This is a genomic window from Mesorhizobium sp. CA10, from assembly GCF_020165285.1.
In the GTDB taxonomy this organism is placed as follows: Bacteria; Pseudomonadota; Alphaproteobacteria; order Rhizobiales; family Rhizobiaceae; genus Mesorhizobium.
Map to the genome: position 1 here is coordinate 59,112 of NZ_JAIUHV010000001.1, position 18,026 is coordinate 77,137.

Below are 18,026 nucleotides of genomic sequence, written 5' to 3' on the forward strand. Positions count from 1 at the left end.
GGTGCCGCCCGCCAACGGATGAGCAGCCGTCCCTCGAATGCTCAGTCGTATCAGCAGGTGCGGTCGTCTAGCGCGAAAGACCGGTTGGCCACTGCCAAGTCTTGATCTAACCGGAGCCGGCAGTCGGCCGGCCGCCGACTGGCTTCAAGGCGCTGACCCGCAAGATGATCTCGATGAGATCTTTTTCCCGGAACGGCTTGTTGACCAATGGCACGTCCGATGGGCGGTTTGAAATTGCCTCAGCGTCGGCATAGCCGGTTATCATAACCGCTGGCCAATCGGAGCGCAGGTTGCGCGCGAAGCGAATTACCTCGACTCCGGACACGAGCGGCATTGCGAAATCGGTGACAATCACGTCGAACTCATGCGGTGTCCGTTCAATAATTGCCAGCGCCTCGGCACCCCCTGCTGCGCATGTCACTGTAAACCCGTGTTGCCGAAGCGATTCCGCGGTCAGCTGCCGCAATCCGCTGCTGTCGTCTATCAATAGAAGCGAAGGGAAAGCCTTCCCTGCAGTCTCGACCAGGACTCTCTCTCCATCCAGATCTGCCACATTGTCGGAAGGCTGCTCCGCTGAACGCGGCAGCCACAGCTCCATGGATGTTCCGCGCCCGACGAGGCTGTCTATGCGGAGCGCGCCGCCCGATTGCTTCATGAAACCGTATACCGTGCTGAGACCCAGCCCGGTGCCTTTCCCGACGGGCTTCGTCGTGAAAAACGGTTCGACGACCTTGGTCAGAATCTCCTTCGGGATGCCGGCACCGGTGTCCTTGACGGTGAGGACTACATACTCTCCGGCCGCCAGGTCTTCGGAAGGTATTTTGATGACCCGATTTTGCGCCTGCACGGCAATTGTCCCGCCGGAGGGCATCGCGTCGCGCGCGTTGAACACCAGATTCATCAACGCCAACTCCAATTGGCCGACGTCGACATGCGCGGGCCAAACGGAGTTGTCGACCTCCCACTCAAAGCGGATCAGGCCGCCGAGCACGGGAGCCACCAAGCCGTTCATCGTATCTTCCAGCGCGGCCAGCCGCACTGCCGTCGGCTTCAGATTCTGACGCCGCGAAAAGGCAAGCATGCGGTTGACAAGTTCGGCGCCTTGCTTCGCGGAGCGGCGAGTGAGTTCAACGATCTTCTTTGCTTGCTCGTCAAGCGTAAGCTGCCTCTCGAGCAATCCTAGTCCGCTCAGAACCGCGGCAAGCAGATTGTTGAAATCGTGTGCCAGCCCTCCGGTGAGTTTCCCGACCGCTTCGAGGCGCTGTGACTGAAGAAGTTGATTTTCGAGCTCACGCCGCTCGGTCACGTCAAGCAAAGTGCCGAGGATTTCAGGTCGGCGTCCGTCGACACCTTTCGACAGGATTCCTTGGTCGAGAAAGATACGATATTTGCCATCGGCGCACTGCCAGCGGAACTCGCATGTGTAGGAGCCTGTCACCTTTGCCGCCAATAAAGCTTCCCGCACCCTGGGTAGATCTTCCGGATGCACCCGGCTCAGCCCAAACCGCGGCTCGGACGTCAGTCGCTCAGGCGGGAATCCCGTCAGACGTTCGACACCTTTTGAAACAAACCGGGCTGCAAAGGGCGGCTCGGCGAACCTGGCGTGAAAACAGACGGGCAAGGATCCAAGAATGGCCTCCTGCCGTTCTTCGGCGCCGCGCAGCGATCGTTCGGCCTCGAGCTTTTGCTTTTCGGCCTGCAAGGCTTTCGCCAGCAGTGCCTGTTCGGCGACCGCATTGCGCTGGATCTCGAGCGTCTTTTCGTGAAGCTCGACGAATACAGCCACTTTCGATCGCAGCATGGCGGGGTCGAAGGGCTTGAACATATAGTCCACTGCGCCGGCGTCGTAGCCACGCAGCATATGAGCATCTTCCTTGTTGATGGCCGTGAGGAAGATGAGAGGGGTTCGTCTGGACTGTTCGCGCTGGCGGATCAACGCGGCTGTTTCGTAGCCGTCGAGGCCCGGCATCAAAACATCCAGCAAGATAACGGCGAAATCCTCCTTTAGGAGGCAGCGCAGAGCCTCCTCGCCGGATTGCACAGCGACGACTTCCGCGAGTGGAGTGAGAACTTCTTCGATCGCCAACAGGTTTCGTTCGTCATCATCGACCGCCAGGATGCGTGCCTTTGACTGATTGTCCGCCAACTGCACAATCTCCAGTTTCTTCGAACGTATCCGCGACAGCCTTTGCATCGGGCATCCCGTCAGCTGACTGACCTAAGCAGATTTTGGGATGTCTCGACCCGATCCCGAGAGCGACCGATCCAGACCCGCAGCAGTGCCAACAGCAGGTCGAGATCGACAGGCTTGGCAATATAGTCGGAAGCCCCGGCTTCCAGGCATTTCTGCCGGTCGCCTTTCATCGCCTTTGCTGTCACCGATATCAACGGAATATGCGCGATGGAGGGTGTGTTGCGGATACTCCTCATCGTCTCGTAGCCGTCCATCTCCGGCATCATGATGTCGATCAAGGCTGCGTCGACGTCGGCATTCTCCTCCAGCAACGCTATCCCATCGCGACCGCGCTCAGCGTGAAGGACTTCGATATCGTAGGTCTCAAGGACGCTCGTCAGCGAATAGATGTTTCGAATATCGTCATCGACGATCAGGACTTTCGCGCCCGCAAGATTCGACCTGTTGTCAGCTCGTTCGACACCTGCCCCGCTTTCCTCGCGCAGTCCTCCCGGAAGCGTCGCAGATATATGGAGAGCCAATTGAGCAAAATTCTCAGCTCGCGGGACTGAGGACAAAGCGGGATTCAACGCCAGCACCTGTTCAACTGCCTCTGAATGAGGGGCAAAAAACAGCAGCGGGGGAAGGCCGTCTGAAAACTGGTTGGTGAGTTCGTCAAGGGCCCGCGCATTATCCCTGGCAGACTTTCCAAGCCCAAGGACAACCGCATCGAATGAGGCGAGGTCGATGTCCTCCGCGGTTGCCGCGCGACTGATTGCGGTGACCGAGGTGACGCCGTCCCGGATCGTCTCGACCAGGGAAAGTCGGCGCTCGGGATCGGAGTCAGCCACGAGCACCCGGCGCTGGACGCGCAGGTTCCTCGAATGAATTTCCTGGAACACCTTCACCAGCTCTTCGGATGACACCGGTTTGGTCGAGATGCTCGATGCCCCTTTGCGAGCCAGGCTATCGATGTCTTCCGCTCCGGAAATCACATGAATGGGAATGCCGGCGGTCTTCGGATCATGGCGCAGCAGGTCGAAGAGCACCCATCCATCGATGTCCGCAAGGCCGAGGTCCAGCGTGATCGCGTCCGGCACCAGTTTGCGGGCCAGCGCCAAGGTTCCGGAGCCTGCGGTCGAAAGGACGCCTTTCAACCCGGCAGACCGTGCCAGGCCCAGCAGCAGACCGCCAAAGGTCGGGTCGTCCTCGACGATCAAAACGACCCTGTCTTGCGCCGATATAGCGTCGCGATCGTCCATCAATTCCGCCGACGGCAAACCGCTGGGCGCCGCTGTCGTCGCGATTGCCTCGGTGGCCGGAAGCAGTTCCGGCTGGCTGGCGGCGGCAACCCTGGGACCATCGATCGGAATGACGAGCGTGAACGTCGATCCTTTGCCGGGAATGCTTTCAACTCTTAGCTCACCGCCGAGCAAACGGGCGATCTCACGGCTGATCGAGAGCCCAAGTCCGGTTCCTCCATATTTGCGGCTGGTCGTGCCGTCGGCCTGCTGGAACGCCTCGAAAATCAATTTCTGCTTGTCTTCCGGGATGCCGATACCGGTGTCGGTCACCGCTATGGCAAGCGCTTTCCTGGGCAGCTTGGCGCCGTTGCGGCGTCCCGCCTTTTCCATTCTGAAACTCAGGCTGACCTTGCCTTCGGAGGTGAACTTGAAGGCGTTCGACAGCAGGTTGAGCACGATCTGCTGCAACCGCTTCTCGTCCGTACGCACGGTTTCCGGAAGAGCGGGATCGACATTGATGGTAAAGCCCAGACCCTTGTCGGCTGCAAGCTGGCGGAACGTCCGCTCCATATGCTGGCGCAAATGGGCGACTGGCATATCGTTGATGTCGATCGAGACCGTGCCGGACTCGATCTTCGACAAATCGAGAATGTCGTTGATCAGGCTGAGAAGATCCGTGCCGGCCGAATTGATGGTGCGAGCAAACTCGACCTGCTTTTCGTTGAGGTTGCCCTGCTGGTTCGTGGCAAGCAGATTTGAAAGAATGAGAAGCGAATTGAGCGGGGTTCTGAGCTCATGACTCATGTTGGCGAGGAACTCGGATTTGTACTTGGAGGTAAGCGCCAGCTGCTCGGCTTTCTCCTCAAGCGCCCGGCGCGCCATCTCGATTTCGAGATTTTTGTTTTCGACCTGCTTCTTCTCATTCTCCAGAAGTTGAGCCTTCTCCTGGAGTTCCTCGTTCGTGGCGTGCAGTTCCTCCTGCTTTTTCGTCAGTTCGGTCTGACGCGCCTGCAGCTCGGATGTCAGCAATTGCGATTGCTTGAGCAGGCCCTCGGTGCGCATCGTCGCCGCGATCGTGTTGAGGACGATGCCGACCGATTCCATCAGCTGATTGAGAAACGATTGGTGCGTGTCGCGGAACTCGCTGAAGGATGCGAGCTCGATGACAGCCTTGACCTCATCTTCGAACAAGGCAGGTAGAATGATGACGTTTGCCGGCGAGGCGCTGCCAAGCCCCGATGTGACGCGCAAAAAGTCCGGCGGAACATTGTCGAGCATAATGGCTCGCTTGTCGGCAGCACTTTGTCCGACGAGACCCTCACGCAGATCGAGGCGTTGCTTGATTGCCGCCTTGCTCTCGGCACCATAGGACGCCGCCAGTTCCAGATAGGACTCCTCCTCGTCCCGATTGGTCACGTAAAAGACGCCGTATTGCGCGTTCACAAGCGGAGCGAGCTCGGACATGATGAGACGCGATACCGTGGCGAGATCGCGCTCTCCCTGCAGCATGCGGGAGAAACGCGCGAGATTTGTCTTCAGCCAATCTTGCTCGGCGTTCTTCAACGTCTGATCCTTGAGATTGCGGATCATCTCGTTGATGTTGTCCTTGAGCGCGGCGACCTCTCCGGAAGCCTCGACGCTGATCGAGCGCGTCAGATCGCCCTTCGTCACCGCTGTCGAGACCTCGGCGATTGCGCGGACCTGCGTGGTCAGATTGGCCGCCAACTGATTGACGTTGTCCGTAAGATCGCGCCACAGACCGGCGGCGCCAGGCACGCGTGCCTGGCCTCCAAGCTTGCCTTCGATGCCGACTTCGCGCGCGACATTGGTCACCTGGTCGGCAAAGGTGGCGAGCGTTTCGATCATCCCGTTGATGGTGTCCGCCAGGGAGGCGATTTCGCCCTTCGCGTCCACAGTCAGCTTGCGTTTGAGATTGCCTTGCGCAACCGCAGTCACGACGTCGGCGATGCCGCGCACCTGGTTGGTCAGATTGGTGGCCATCAGGTTGACGTTGTCGGTCAGATCCTTCCAGGTGCCGGCCACGCCGCGCACTTCGGCCTGACCGCCAAGCTTTCCTTCCGTGCCGACTTCACGTGCGACGCGTGTCACCTCGCCGGCGAAGGAGTTCAGCTGGTCGACCATGGTGTTGATGGTCGACTTGAGCTCGAGGATTTCGCCCTTCACGTCGACGGTGATCTTCTTCGAAAGATCGCCTCGCGCGACCGCCGTCGTCACTTCGGCGATGTTGCGAACCTGGCCGGTCAGATTCTCGGCCATGGAATTCACGTTGTCGGTCAAATCCTTCCATGTACCGGCCACGCCTCGCACCTGGGCTTGGCCGCCGAGCTTTCCTTCGGTGCCGACTTCGCGCGCCACGCGAGTCACCTCGCCGGCGAAGGAGTTCAGCTGATCGACCATGGTGTTGATGGTCGACTTGAGCTCAAGGATCTCGCCCTTGACGTCCACGGTGATCTTCTTGGAAAGGTCGCCGAGCGCCACGGCCGTGGTCACTTCCGCGATGTTGCGCACCTGGCCCGTCAGGTTGGCCGCCATCGCATTCACATTGTCGGTCAGGTCCTTCCAGGTGCCGCCCACGCCTCTGACCTGCGCTTGGCCGCCGAGCTTGCCGTCCGAACCGACCTCGCGCGCCACGCGCGTCACCTCCGAGGCAAAGGAATTCAGCTGATCAACCATCGTGTTGATCACATCCTTGATCTGCAGGATCTCTCCCAAGGCATCGACGGTGATCTTCTGCGTCAGATCGCCGGTCGCGATCGCGGTTGCGACCTTGGACACGTCGCGCAACTGCACGGTCAGATTGCCGGCCATGGCGTTGACGTTGTCGGTCAGGTCTTTCCAAGTGCCGCCGACGCCTTCCACATGGGCCTGGCCGCCGAGCTTGCCTTCCGAACCGACCTCGCGCGCCACGCGCGTGACTTCGGAGGCGAAGGAGTTCAGCTGGTCGACCATCGTGTTGACGGTATCCTTGAGCTCGAGGATCTCGCCTTTGACGTCCACAGTGATCTTCTTGGAAAGGTCGCCTCGGGCGACGGCTGTCGTAACTTCGGCGATGTTTCGAACCTGGCCAGTCAGGTTGGCCGCCATCAGATTGACGTTGTCGGTCAGGTCTTTCCAGGTGCCCCCGACGCCCCTCACCTCTGCCTGCCCGCCGAGCTTGCCTTCCGTGCCCACTTCGCGCGCAACGCGCGTGACTTCGGAAGCGAAGGAGTTCAGCTGATCGACCATCGTGTTGATCGTATCCTTGAGCTCGAGAATCTCCCCCTGCACTGCCACCGTGATCTTTTTCGACAGGTCGCCCGAAGCAACCGCCGTCGTGACCTCGGCAATGTTGCGCACTTGGCCGGTGAGGTTCTCGGCCATGGAATTGACGTTGTCGGTCAGGTCTTTCCAGGTACCGGCGACGCCGCGAACCTGGGCCTGGCCGCCGAGCTTGCCCTCGGTGCCGACCTCGCGCGCGACGCGCGTGACCTCGGATGCGAACGAGTTCAACTGATCGACCATCGTGTTGATGGTGTTCTTGAGTTCCAGGATCTCGCCCTTCACGTCGACGGTGATCTTCTTGGAGAGATCGCCCAGCGCGACCGCCGTCGTCACCTCGGCGATGTTGCGGACCTGGCCGGTCAAATTCTCGGCCATGGAGTTCACATTGTCGGTGAGGTCCTTCCACGTGCCGCCGACGCCTTCGACCCGCGCCTGGCCCCCGAGCTTGCCTTCCGTGCCGACCTCGCGCGCGACGCGCGTCACTTCCGATGCGAACGAGTTCAACTGATCGACCATCGTGTTGATGGTGTTCTTGAGCTCGAGGATCTCGCCCTTCACATCGACAGTGATCTTCTTAGACAAATCGCCTGACGCCACCGCAGTGGTCACCTCGGCGATGTTGCGCACCTGGCCGGTAAGGTTGGTGGCCATGGCGTTGACGTTGTCGGTCAGGTCCTTCCACGTGCCGGCCACGCCCTTCACCCGCGCTTGTCCGCCGAGCTTTCCCTCCGTTCCAACCTCACGCGCGACACGTGTCACTTCGGAGGCAAAGGAAGCCAGTTGCCCCACCATCGTGTTGACGATCTTGCCTATGCGCAGGAACTCCCCGCGCAGCGGGCGGCCGTCGATTTCGACCATCATTGTCTGGGAAAGGTCGCCCTTGGCCACTGCCCCGATGACGCGGGCCACTTCGGCGGTCGGTTGAACCATGTCTTCGATCAGGTCGTTGACCGACCTGACGCTTGATTCCCAGCTGCCGGTGGCATTGCGGACATGACCCCGCTCGCCAATTCTCCCGTCCTTGCCGACGACCCTGCTCAGTCGCTCAAACTCCTTCGTCACCTGATCGTTGAGTTCGACGATCTGGTTGAAGGCATCGGCAATATAGGAATCGATTCCTTCGTAGATGTTATCGATCCGGATGGAGAAGTCGCCTCGCCTGAAGGCCTTTAAGGAATTGAGAATCTGACGACGATCTAATTGCGCCCTTGATGCCTGCACGCTCACAGTGCCCCTCCCCAGTCCATCTGCTTTTGAAGAAACTGATGATCAGATGAAGTCCCGCCCTCGCGGCGAGGTATACAATTCACCGCAAGCTCCACAACGTGGTGGGCGCCAATTTGTTCCGACGCGAGATCGAATCTTATCCGCACGCCGGCAAACGCTTAAAAAAGCGCGAAGGCTCGCCCGTTGTTTGGCTTGCTTTGCCTTGGAATTGCTTGGCGTATTCAGCCCAATCGGAAGCTGCGACACCGCCGCCCGCGGGCTCTTGTCAACTTTGGCGAACCGCTTCGTAAGCTATTGACGGATGAGGATTATGTTAGTCGCAGAGGGGCGATACCGCAGGCAGCCGGCAAGGCCGGCTCGCCTCATGCCATTTCGGGGCGTCTTGAAGCTTCGCGGATCGCCTTGTGAACATTGCGCTGCAGGTCCATGAACTCCGCGCTTTCCATGACCTCTTCCCGGCGCGGGCGCTCTATGTCGACGTTGAAGGTTCGCATGATGCGTCCCGGGCCGATCCCCATGACGACGATGCGGTCGGACAGATAGACGGCCTCCTCCACGTCATGGGTGACGAAGAGCACGGTCAGCCGGTGCTCCTCCCAGATCTGCGTCAGCAGCTCCTGCATCTGGTGCCTGGTCAAGGCGTCGAGCGCGCCGAAGGGCTCGTCCATGAGCAGCATCTTGGGCCGGTAGGACAGCGCCCGCGCGATGGCGACGCGCTGCTTCATGCCGCCCGACAGTTCGGACGGGTAGAGGTCGGCGCAGTGCGGCAGCTTGACGAGGTCGAGATGCTCGCGCGCGATCCTGCGGCAGGTCGAGCGATCATAGCCGGCGGCCTTGAGGGCAAATTCTATGTTCTGCTGCGCCGTCAGCCAGGGCAGCAGCGTGTAGGACTGGAAGACGACGCCGCGGTCGAGCCCGGGCTTGAGGATCGGCGAGCCGTCGATGTCGAGCTCGCCCGCGTCGAAATCCTGCAGCCCGGCAACGATCGACAGCAGCGTGCTCTTGCCGCAACCCGACGTGCCCACCAGCGAGACGAACTCGTTATCGGCAAGATCGAGATTGATGTCGCGCAGCACCTCGGTGCGCCGCTCCCCGGTGCCAAAGCTCTTGTGCAGGCCTTCGATGCGCAGTTTGGGCACACTCATCGGCCGAACCTCATTGCGCGTGGCCTTCCTGCCGGAACAGCACCTTTCCCAGCGCCTTCATCACCTGGTCGGTGATGAGACCGAGCACGCCCAAGAGCAGGATGTAGCCGATGATGGTGTTTGTCTGGAAATAACGCTGCGACACGGTGATGCGGTAGCCGAGGCCGGATGTCGCCGCGACGAGCTCAGCCAGTACGAGCCAGGTCCACGCCCAACCCAGGCTGATGCGCAGCGTGTCCCAGATGCCCGGCAAGGCGCTGGGCACCACGATGCGCGTCAGGATCTTGCGGTCCGGCAGGCCGAGCGTCCTGCCGAGGCCGACGAAATCCGTCGGAACCCGCTTCACATTGTCCATGATCATCAGGACCTGCTGAAAGAAGGTGCCGATGAAGATGATCAGGAACTTCTGGGCGTCGCCGGTTCCCGACCAGAGGATGGAAAGCGGCACGAAGGCGACGACCGGCATATAGCGGATGAAATCCACCAGCGGCTCGACGGCGGCTTCCCAGACCCTGAAGCTGCCGATCAGCACGCCGATCGGTATCGCCAGCGCCGAGGCGATCAGGAAGCCGATGGAGATGCGGTATATCGAGGCCTTGAGGTCCAGCCACAGCGTGCCGTCGCTCCAGAGCTTGCCGAGCTGCCCCGCCACGCTTTCCGGCGAGGGCAGGAAGATGGGCTTCACCAGCTCCAGGCCCGTTGCCGCCCACCAGGCAAGGCCGAGGCCGGCAAAAACGGCCACGGCGATCATCAGGAAACGCGACCGCGTGATGGGCGCGCCGATTCCGGAGGATCGGCGGCGCAATACCGGTCGCGCAGCCGATCTTTGTGCGGGGCCGGGCTGGCTCGTTTTGGCGGCGCGCTGCTCGGACATCCGCGCTACCACCGCGACGCAGCCTTCGTCATTCCGCGGCCTTGACGAATGACGGGTCGATCATCTGCTCCGGTGTCACGTCGGCCTGGAGCAGCCCGGCATTCTTGGCGGCGGCTTCGACATCGGCGAATGTCTTGGTGGAGAACTCGCCGGTCAGAGCGCTCTTGTTCTCGGCGAGAGAATAATAGCGCACGCCGTCGAAGGCCGTGTTGAGGTCCTCGACACTGGAACCGACGGCCTTGGAAATGATGGCGCGGCCACCGGCGGTATCGCCGTTGTAGTCCTTCAGGGCCGCATCCCAGGTCTTGATCATGGCAAGCACCTGGCCGGGTCGCGACTTGATCACCTCGTCGCGCACCACAAGCACGTCGCTGATCAGGCCGGGATCCTCGCCGGCGGTGAAGAGCAGCTTGACGTCCTTGTTCTGCGCCCTGGCCGCGGTGAGATAAGGTTCGTAGGTGACCGCGACCGGGACCTGTCCGGCAATCAGCGCGCTGCCGGCGTCGGCCGCCGGCATCGGCACCGGCTGCACATCGGCGATGGACATGCCGTTCTTGGCAAGGGCGTATTTGAGCAGGATGTCGCTGGTCGTGCCCTCCTCGAAGGCGACCTGCTTGCCCTTGAGGTCGGCGACGGAGGAAATATCCTTGCCGGCGATCATGGCGTCGGCCGTCATGCTGACGTCGAGCAGCAGCACGATCTTCACCGGCAGGCCCGCCGCAACCATACCCATCGCGGTATGGGTCGCGATGTTGGCGGCATCGAGCTGGCCGCTCGCGAGCGCGGCATTGATGTCCTTGTCTTCCGCGAAGTTGACGATTTGGACGTCCGACAACCCACTTGCCTTGAACAGGCCCTTGGCCTCGGCGACGTGCCACTGGCCATAGCCGAGCCATGGCTCGATGCCGATCTTGAAGGTGCCCGCTTCAGGCGTCGCGGGAATGGCCGCGTCGGCGGCAAAGGCCGCCGGGGCGAACCCGATGACAGCAGCCGCGACGAGTGCACGAAATTGTCCTGCTAGGTTACGCATCATCTCTGTTCCCCTTTATGATCGCGCCGCTCTTTGAACTGCATATCCGGCCTGGATGAGAATGCGGGCTTATGCTCTTGCGGCACTGTGCCTCGGCGTCTTACCTGCCGCTTCAACGGAAGCGCAAGGATACTCGACGTCGGCGGCGGTGAATGTCAAGACTAAAATACATACATGCATATACAAGTTGGACGGGTTGGGTTCGCAACTTTCGGAACATCAGACCGCATTCGTTTGCCGCATGGCGTTATGGCCGATGGCATCCAGGAAGTCCGTCACGCGATTTGCGCCGGAACAGGGCTCGCCTTGCCGCGATCAGCCGCTTTTGGAAGGAGAGTACCGGCTGCCGAGCGAATAGCGGCTGCCGACATAGGTCAGCTTGCTGATCGTGGCGACGATCGCTCCCGTCCACGTCCGGCGGTGCAGAAGCAGGCAGCAGCTGCCGGCATCGATGCCTAGATGCCGCGCCGTCTCGGCATCGGCTGGGATTGCCGAGATGATGTGCTCGACCTCGGTCACCGGTGTTTTCTGCATCAGATAGTCGTAGGTCGCGGTCTTGGAAAAATCCTGCTTGTCGTAGTCGGGTATCAGGCTCGGATTGACGAAGCGCTCTTCCAGTTGCACAGGCAGATCGTTCTCGAAATTGACGACGACGGAGTGGTAGACCGACGAACGCCTGGCGAACTCGAAGGACAGCGCAAGCTCCTTTTCCGGCATGATTTTTTCGAGGACGAGAACCTCGGAACGATGCTTGTTGCCGCGTGCCAGGATCTCGGCCGCGATATTGTTGATCTCGATCAGGGCCGATTGCGGCCGCGGCGGCGCAATGAATGTTCCCACGCCCTGCAGCCGGATCAGAAATCCCGCCGAGGTCAGTTCCCGCAAGGCACGGTGGATCGTCATCCTGGAGACGCCAAGCGCTGCCACGAATTCATTTTCGGACGGCAGCTTGCGGTCCTTGCTCCACCGGCCGGTTCCGATGTTCGTCAGGATGTAGTCCTTGACCTTCTCGTAGAGGGGGCTGGCCGTATCGGGCAGAGTGTTCATTTCAGATGTCCTTTCCGGCAAGCACGAAAATCAGGAATGCTCAAGGGGTTGCCGCATCCGGATGATTGTTTTCAAGCCGTCGCCCTGGCCTTCCAGCAGCCGCCGATAGGCTGCGGGGACGTCATCCAGGCCGATCTCGCGGTCGATCAGGCTGATCAGCGGCTCGCTCAGCTCACCCAGCATCCGGATGGCATCGGGAAGCTCGTCGGCGAAGGCGTGGCAGCCCAGCAACGCGATCTCCCGCTCGACCAGCATGTTGGGGTCGATGTCGAGCCGGCCGTGGAAGATGCCGACCATCGCAATGCTGCCGCCCGGGCCGAGAACACCCAGCAACTGACTGAGCGCGGCGACGCTGCCTGTCGCCTCGATGGCCGCGAGCAAGGGGGTATTCGCAGTCGCTGAGGCGATGGCGTGCGGGTCTAGATCGACGATCGTGGCGCCGGTCACGCGCGCGACGCGAGCGCAGCGAGCCTGGTTGCGGTCGGCGATCAGCACGGTGCCCGCTAACGTCCGCGACAGCAGCAAGGCGGCAAGGCCGCCGATGGTCCCGCAGCCGAGGACAAGCACCGAGCCTGCTGTTTTCGGCAGGCGCCGTACCGCGTGCAGCGCAACGGCGAGCGGCTCGGCCATCGCCGCCACCCGTGCATCAAGCGCGGCATCGACGCTATGCAACAGGCGCGCGGGGAGCACGGCCTGTTCGGCAAATCCGCCGTCGCATATTTCGCCGACGAAGCCTAGCGACGTGCAGAGATGGCGCCTGCCGGCACGGCATTGCGCGCACTCTCCGCACCAGAAGCGGGAATCGGCGACCACCCGGTCGCCAATGGCGATGGTGTCGACGCCCTCTCCGACGGCGATCACCGTGCCCGTCAATTCATGGCCGGCCGTCGAAGGCGAGCGGCTTATCCATTGGCCCGTGCGGAAATTGTGCAGGTCGGAGCCGCAGATCCCCGCGACGTCCACCTTGAGCTTCACCCAGCCCGCATCGGGGACGCCCGGGGCGGCGATATCCTCAACGCGCAAGTCGCCGGGCCCGTAAAGTCGCGCGGCCTTCATCGTCTTCGCTTCCGCTCAGACCGAGAGATAGCGGCTGCGGATTTCCGAGACCGCGTTTTCATGCGAGCTGAAGCCTTCGTAGCGGGCGAGCCTGCGCGCATGCCGGGCGAGTTCCGGATAGGCCGCCGACGTCACATAACCGACTGACGAGCGCTTGACGAAATCCGTGACCGACAGCGGCCCATACGTGCGCGCCCACCGGCTGGTCGGCAACACGGCATTGGGCCCGAGGACAAAGTTGGCGAGCGTCACCGGCGTATGCGGACCCATGAGGATCTCGGCCGCTTCGGTGATGTGCCCGAGATGCGCGAACGGTTCCTTCGACAGGATCTCGAGATGCTCCGGAGCGTAGTCGTTGATGAAGCGATAGCTGTCCTCCAGGGACGCGGTCAGCACGATGCCGCCGCGCGTTCCGGTCAGCACAGCGCGCGAGAATTCGACGCGCTGTTCGCTCATGCGGGACCAATGCTGCGGCAGCGCGGCAAGCGCGGCCTCGGCGACCTTGCGGCTGTGCGTCACCAAATAGGCCGAGGAATCCGGTCCGTGCTCGGCTTCGATCAAAAGGTCCAGCGCGGCAAGGCCGCCATCGACGCTATCATCGGCAAAGATGATGGCTTCGGAAGGGCCGGCCGGAAGGCCGGTGTTGATGACCGAGGACAGCAGGCTCTTTGCCGCCACCACCCAGGGACTGCCCGGCCCGACGATCTTGACGGCGGGCTTCACCGTCTCGGTGCCATAGGCGACAGCAGCGACCGCCTGGGCGCCACCGCATTTGTACACGGTCTCGACGCCGGCGAGACGTGCGGCAACCAGGGTCGCGGCATCGACGGATCCATCGGAAGTCGGCGGCGTCACGATCGCTATCTGGGGCACGCCGGCAATCACAGCCGGGACCGAGGTCATCATCGTCACCGACGGGAAGGCGCCCTTGCCGCGCGGAACGTAAAGCGCCACGGAGGCGATCGGGGTGTATCTGTCACCTGCATAGGCGCCCGGCCGGACTTCCTTCAGCCACATCGTTTCCGGACGCTGCTCCTCGTGGAAATGCCGGATGTTCTCGATACCGAACCGGATGCTCTCCACGACATCCTTTTCGACCTTGTCGAATGCCGCGTCGAACTCCGCTTCCGAGACCTTGAGCCCGCCATCGGCCACATCGGCCTTGTCGAGCTCGCGCGCGAACCGAAGCAGGGCGGCGTCACCTTCGGTCCTGACCGCCTCGATGATCGGACGGGCTTTTTCGACAAAGACCGAAAGATCGGCTTCGGCGCGCCTCAGCAAGCTGGCCCGCCGGTCGGCGTCGAGGGTCGACAGGTCGTGGAAGCTGATATCGGACATGGCTGCTCCTTCTCCCGGAACGCAGTGGCGGTTGGCGATGGCCGGTCACACGCCTGGAAGACCTTTGAGACCGGCAATACGAGGCAAGGGCCGCAGGTGGAACATTGCCAGCCTGCAAAAGTATATACATGTACACATAACGGCTGCCAGCATTGTCTGCGTCCCGCCAACTCGAGCTCAGCTGATGAGAGGCCATCTTCAGATCGACGCGAGAAAGCCGCCATCGACCGGGATGGACTGACCGGTGATGTAGGCCGAGGCATCGGAGGCGAGGAATACCGCAATCCCGTGCAGGTCCGACAGGTCGCCGAAGCGATGCTGCGGGATTTTGGCGAGCATCGATTGCCGCCATGCCTCATTGCCGTAGAACACTTCCGTCATTGCCGTCCTGAAATAGCCGGGGGCGATGGCGTTGACCCTGATCCCCAGATCCGCCCACTCGGCCGCCAGAGCGCGCGTCATGCCGAGCAGGCCCGACTTCGACGAGCCATAGGGCACAGCCGTCGGAATCCCGACTTCGGAGGTGAGCGAGCAAAGATTGATGATGGCGCCCGGCCGGCCGGCGTCCTTCATGCGCTGCGCGGCGGCCTGGGCGCAGAAGAATGCGCCTTTGAGATTCGTGTCGACGATCCTGTCCCAAAGCGCCTCGTCGACATCGAGCGAGGGGCGGACTTCCTCCATCCCGGCATTGTTGACGAGAATATCGAGACCGCCGAGCAGGCCGGCGGCCTCTGCCGTCGCCGCCCTGCAGCGGCCGACATCGGTGACGTCCAGGACGATGGCATGCGCTACCCCGCCGGCGGCGCGGATGGCTGCCGTCGTCTCCGCAAGCGAGGCAAGGCTGCGTGCCGTGACGGCGACATCGGCGCCGGCCGCGCTCAGCGCCTCGGCAATGGAACGCCCGATGCCGCGGCTTGCGCCGGTGACGAGCGCTTTCCGGCCCGAAAGGTCGAAGAGCGGAGCGTTGCGCATGCGATCCTCCTTGGACGGCCGGCTTGGCGATCTCGCCTTGAGCCTAATGGATCGAACTTACCTATACAAGCATATACAAATCAACTGGGTTGCGGTAGTGGTTGAGGGCATGCGCGACAACCGGTCGATCTGGAACCAAGACCGCGAAGTCGCGCCGTCATTCATGGATTTGAGAGGCACGATCGATGCGCCGCTTGGTTGACCATGGAGCGATGAGCGCTGCCGGTTATGCTACGCCCTGGAGCGTAAGGCCCGGCCAGCGGGTGGAACTTGGCCTCTCCTGCAGCCGGCCGGTGGAGAGCGTGCGGATATGCCGGCTGGACACGCAAGCCGCGGATTTTGTGAATTGGCCGATCGAGGCGACATCCGAGCCGGACGCCCATCGCAGCTTCGATCATGGATCGTACCTTCGCCTGCGTGCCGAGGAGCTTGCAAAAGCGCCTGCCGTCAAGGGCATCCGCTTTGAGCTGTTTCTCACCCGCAATACGGGGCCGCGCACGATCCTGGAAGTGGGGTCCTTTCTGCTGAGCCTTCGCGATGGGGCGATCGCCTTGGAGATGCGGAATGATCGTCTGTTGTCTGCGCCGGTTCCGCAAGGGGTTTGGCTGACCGTCGAGCTCGGCCTGCATGAGGACGAGCCGTTCTTCAAGCTGAAATCTCACGACCTCCTCGCCCCTTACGAATTCAAGCGGCGCCTGCACGACGCCGAATGGCATCCACAAGGGCGCGACATCCTCTTCGGCGCGAGCGGCTCTCGAAGCGAGCTGACTCTCAATGCGAGATTTGCAGCTATTCGGCTGGAGACTTCTCAGGGGCCAATCGCCTGGAATTTCCCGACTCTGCTGCCGACGGGACCGATCCTGTCGTCAGGCGGACCGGTTCCGCTGGCGCTCGATGTGATAAATCAGCCTACATTCTGCGTGACATCGGCGCGCTGGGACGGATCGAGCTTCGACCCCCGGCTCGTGCCTTCGCACTACGATGCCGTCCATTGCCATGACGATGACATGGGACCGCTCGATTGGCCTGCTTCCCACCGCGCCGCGGTGCCCGAGAATGCGAAGCCGGGCGTATACGCTTTCCAGGTGGAATGGGACGGCGGCTACGAGCGCATCGTGTTTTTCGTCACCACCGCGCGTGCCTCCTCACCGCTGCTTTATCTGCTGCCGACCGCGACCTATCTCGCTTACGCGGACGAGTATCTCCCCGACCATCTCTATGAATGGAAGTGCGACGATCGCGGACACCGCTTTGCCATCGCAAACAGCCTCAAGTCGCTCTACGACTATCACTCCGATCTCAGCGGCGTGTCGATCTGCTCCTATCGCAAACCCAAAGTGACATTGCGGGACGACTACAACTACCCGCTATGCGGCTGCCCTCACAACTTGCCGGTCGATCTGCACTTCCTCAGATTCTGCAACGAGAACGGCGTAGCGCTCGACATCGTCACCGATCACGATCTGCATCGGCAGGGGATCGAGGTTCTCCGCGGGCATCGGGCCGTCGTGACCGGAAGCCATCCGGAATACATGTCGACCGAGATGGAAGGGGCACTGCGGCAATTCGCGGCCGAGGGCGGCAGCATCGCCTATCTCGGCGGAAACGGCTTTGCCGGAACGGTCGCCTTCAAGGACGACCTGATGGAATTGCGCCGCTCGCCCCTGGAACCTGGCCGCACTTGGGATGGTCCGGTCAGCGAACAATATCTGTCGATAACCAACGAGCCTGGCGGCCACCTTCGCTCCCGGGGCCGCGGCGAGTTTTCACTGGTCGGCGGCGCGATTTCGCTGATGGGTTTCGACGGCGCGCGCCCGTTCACGCGAACGCCCGAAAGCCACGCGCCGGAATGCTCATGGTTGTTTGAAGGCATCGAGGACGAAACCTTCGGTTCGGAAGGCATCGTATTGGGTGCCGCCGCGGGTTACGAGGTGGATGCGACGAACCCGGCCCTGGGCACGTCGGCCGACACCGTCGTGATCGCCCGCGCGACGGACTTTCCGGCCGGCTTCTTCCAGGATCCCTCGCGCTGGTACGCGGGCGGGGACGAAGAGCGCGTCGGGCGTCGCTGCGCCGAAATGACGTTACGAAATCTTGCTGCGGGCGGCCTGATCTTTTCAGCAAGTTCGGTCGCCTGGTGCGGCGCGCTGCCTGCCGGCAAAGCAATGAACGACGTGGGGAGGATCACCCTGAACCTGCTCAACCGTCTCTCGGCATTGCAAAGCAGGAGGCCAACTCCGACGGTCTGGCCTGACGACGCTCTCAAAAACAGATGCTTCAGCGATTGAGCACGATGTAGATAGATAGAATATCAGCTTCATTGCCGAGGTTTTCTATGAACGAGCAAAATCGCTGTTCCTGGCGGGAACGCATGACGATCCTCGGCGATGTCGAGGTGGCATCCTTTCTTCCGTGGATCGAGCGTCATGCCGCCAAGCTCGGGCTCGCGCATGCGATATGCATTGCCGGTCCCGACCGCATTGAACTCGACATTGCCGGTCCGGTCGAACTCATCGACATGATGGAGATGGGGTGCTCTCTTGGACCAATCGATGTCTGGGTCGAGACCATCCGCCGGGCACCGATCGAGAGCGAATCGGGCTAGGTTTCTGGGCCTGGGGCCCTCTCCCTGCCGAGG

Annotated in this window: 11 protein-coding genes; 2 read left to right on the forward strand and 9 right to left on the reverse strand. The window is 61.7% G+C overall.

Going from position 1 to position 18,026, the window contains the following annotated elements; all coding sequences use genetic code 11:
• Positions 1-106: 106 nt before the first annotated feature.
• The 9 genes from LB535_RS00250 to LB535_RS00295 all read right to left on the reverse strand — a co-directional run bounded on the left by LB535_RS00250 (position 107) and on the right by LB535_RS00295 (position 15,388).
• Positions 107-2,194, reverse strand: a complete 2,088-nt coding sequence (locus LB535_RS00250; protein WP_224630772.1) for a response regulator — start codon at positions 2,192-2,194, stop codon at positions 107-109.
• 11 nt (positions 2,195-2,205) lie between these two features.
• On the reverse strand, positions 2,206-7,920 hold the full coding sequence (locus tag LB535_RS00255; RefSeq protein ID WP_318012257.1) for a HAMP domain-containing protein: 5,715 nt from the start codon (positions 7,918-7,920) through the stop codon (positions 2,206-2,208).
• A gap of 368 nt (positions 7,921-8,288) precedes the next feature.
• Positions 8,289-9,071: an ABC transporter ATP-binding protein gene (locus tag LB535_RS00265; RefSeq protein WP_095768634.1), complete on the reverse strand. Its 783-nt coding sequence runs from the start codon at positions 9,069-9,071 to the stop codon at positions 8,289-8,291.
• 10 nt (positions 9,072-9,081) lie between these two features.
• On the reverse strand, positions 9,082-9,945 hold the full coding sequence (locus LB535_RS00270; RefSeq protein ID WP_411969120.1) for an ABC transporter permease: 864 nt from the start codon (positions 9,943-9,945) through the stop codon (positions 9,082-9,084).
• 28 nt (positions 9,946-9,973) lie between these two features.
• A complete protein-coding gene (locus LB535_RS00275) occupies positions 9,974-10,975 on the reverse strand; it encodes an ABC transporter substrate-binding protein (protein WP_095768689.1) in 1,002 nt (333 codons plus the stop codon).
• A gap of 315 nt (positions 10,976-11,290) precedes the next feature.
• The gene (hutC, locus tag LB535_RS00280; RefSeq protein WP_095768633.1) at positions 11,291-12,022 is read right to left on the reverse strand and encodes a histidine utilization repressor; all 732 of its coding nucleotides are present in this window, start codon (positions 12,020-12,022) and stop codon (positions 11,291-11,293) included.
• 30 nt (positions 12,023-12,052) lie between these two features.
• Positions 12,053-13,078 carry a zinc-dependent alcohol dehydrogenase gene (locus tag LB535_RS00285; RefSeq protein WP_224630773.1) on the reverse strand — a complete coding sequence of 342 codons (1,026 nt, stop codon included), beginning with the start codon at positions 13,076-13,078 and terminating at the stop codon, positions 12,053-12,055.
• A 15-nt stretch (positions 13,079-13,093) separates the two neighbouring features.
• Positions 13,094-14,416 (reverse strand): histidinol dehydrogenase, encoded by a 1,323-nt coding sequence (hisD, locus tag LB535_RS00290; RefSeq protein ID WP_224630774.1) that lies wholly within the window; start codon positions 14,414-14,416, stop codon positions 13,094-13,096.
• 198 nt (positions 14,417-14,614) lie between these two features.
• Complete coding sequence (locus tag LB535_RS00295) at positions 14,615-15,388, reverse strand: SDR family NAD(P)-dependent oxidoreductase (RefSeq protein WP_224630775.1); 774 nt, start codon at positions 15,386-15,388, stop codon at positions 14,615-14,617.
• 185 nt (positions 15,389-15,573) lie between these two features.
• On the opposite strand from LB535_RS00295, the gene LB535_RS00300 reads away from it, so the two are divergent.
• Together LB535_RS00300 and LB535_RS00305 are read left to right on the forward strand one after the other, a co-directional pair.
• A complete protein-coding gene (locus LB535_RS00300; protein ID WP_224630776.1) occupies positions 15,574-17,676 on the forward strand; it encodes a N,N-dimethylformamidase beta subunit family domain-containing protein in 2,103 nt (700 codons plus the stop codon).
• Between the two features lie 83 nt (positions 17,677-17,759).
• Positions 17,760-17,993, forward strand: a complete 234-nt coding sequence (locus LB535_RS00305) for an acylphosphatase (protein WP_224630777.1) — start codon at positions 17,760-17,762, stop codon at positions 17,991-17,993.
• Positions 17,994-18,026: the final 33 nt, after the last annotated feature.

Bases quoted from the DNA above. Each gene is read 5' to 3' on its own strand.
- LB535_RS00250 (WP_224630772.1), bottom strand. From the start codon at position 2,194: ATGCAAAGGCTGTCGCGGATACGTTCGAAGAAACTGGAGATTGTGCAG.
- LB535_RS00265 (WP_095768634.1), bottom strand. From the start codon at position 9,071: ATGAGTGTGCCCAAACTGCGCATCGAAGGCCTGCACAAGAGCTTTGGC.
- LB535_RS00270 (WP_411969120.1), bottom strand. From the start codon at position 9,945: ATGTCCGAGCAGCGCGCCGCCAAAACGAGCCAGCCCGGCCCCGCACAA.
- LB535_RS00275 (WP_095768689.1), bottom strand. From the start codon at position 10,975: ATGCGTAACCTAGCAGGACAATTTCGTGCACTCGTCGCGGCTGCTGTC.
- hutC (WP_095768633.1), bottom strand. From the start codon at position 12,022: ATGAACACTCTGCCCGATACGGCCAGCCCCCTCTACGAGAAGGTCAAG.
- LB535_RS00285 (WP_224630773.1), bottom strand. From the start codon at position 13,078: ATGAAGGCCGCGCGACTTTACGGGCCCGGCGACTTGCGCGTTGAGGAT.
- hisD (WP_224630774.1), bottom strand. From the start codon at position 14,416: ATGTCCGATATCAGCTTCCACGACCTGTCGACCCTCGACGCCGACCGG.
- LB535_RS00295 (WP_224630775.1), bottom strand. From the start codon at position 15,388: ATGCGCAACGCTCCGCTCTTCGACCTTTCGGGCCGGAAAGCGCTCGTC.
- LB535_RS00300 (WP_224630776.1), top strand. From the start codon at position 15,574: ATGCGCCGCTTGGTTGACCATGGAGCGATGAGCGCTGCCGGTTATGCT.
- LB535_RS00305 (WP_224630777.1), top strand. From the start codon at position 17,760: ATGACGATCCTCGGCGATGTCGAGGTGGCATCCTTTCTTCCGTGGATC.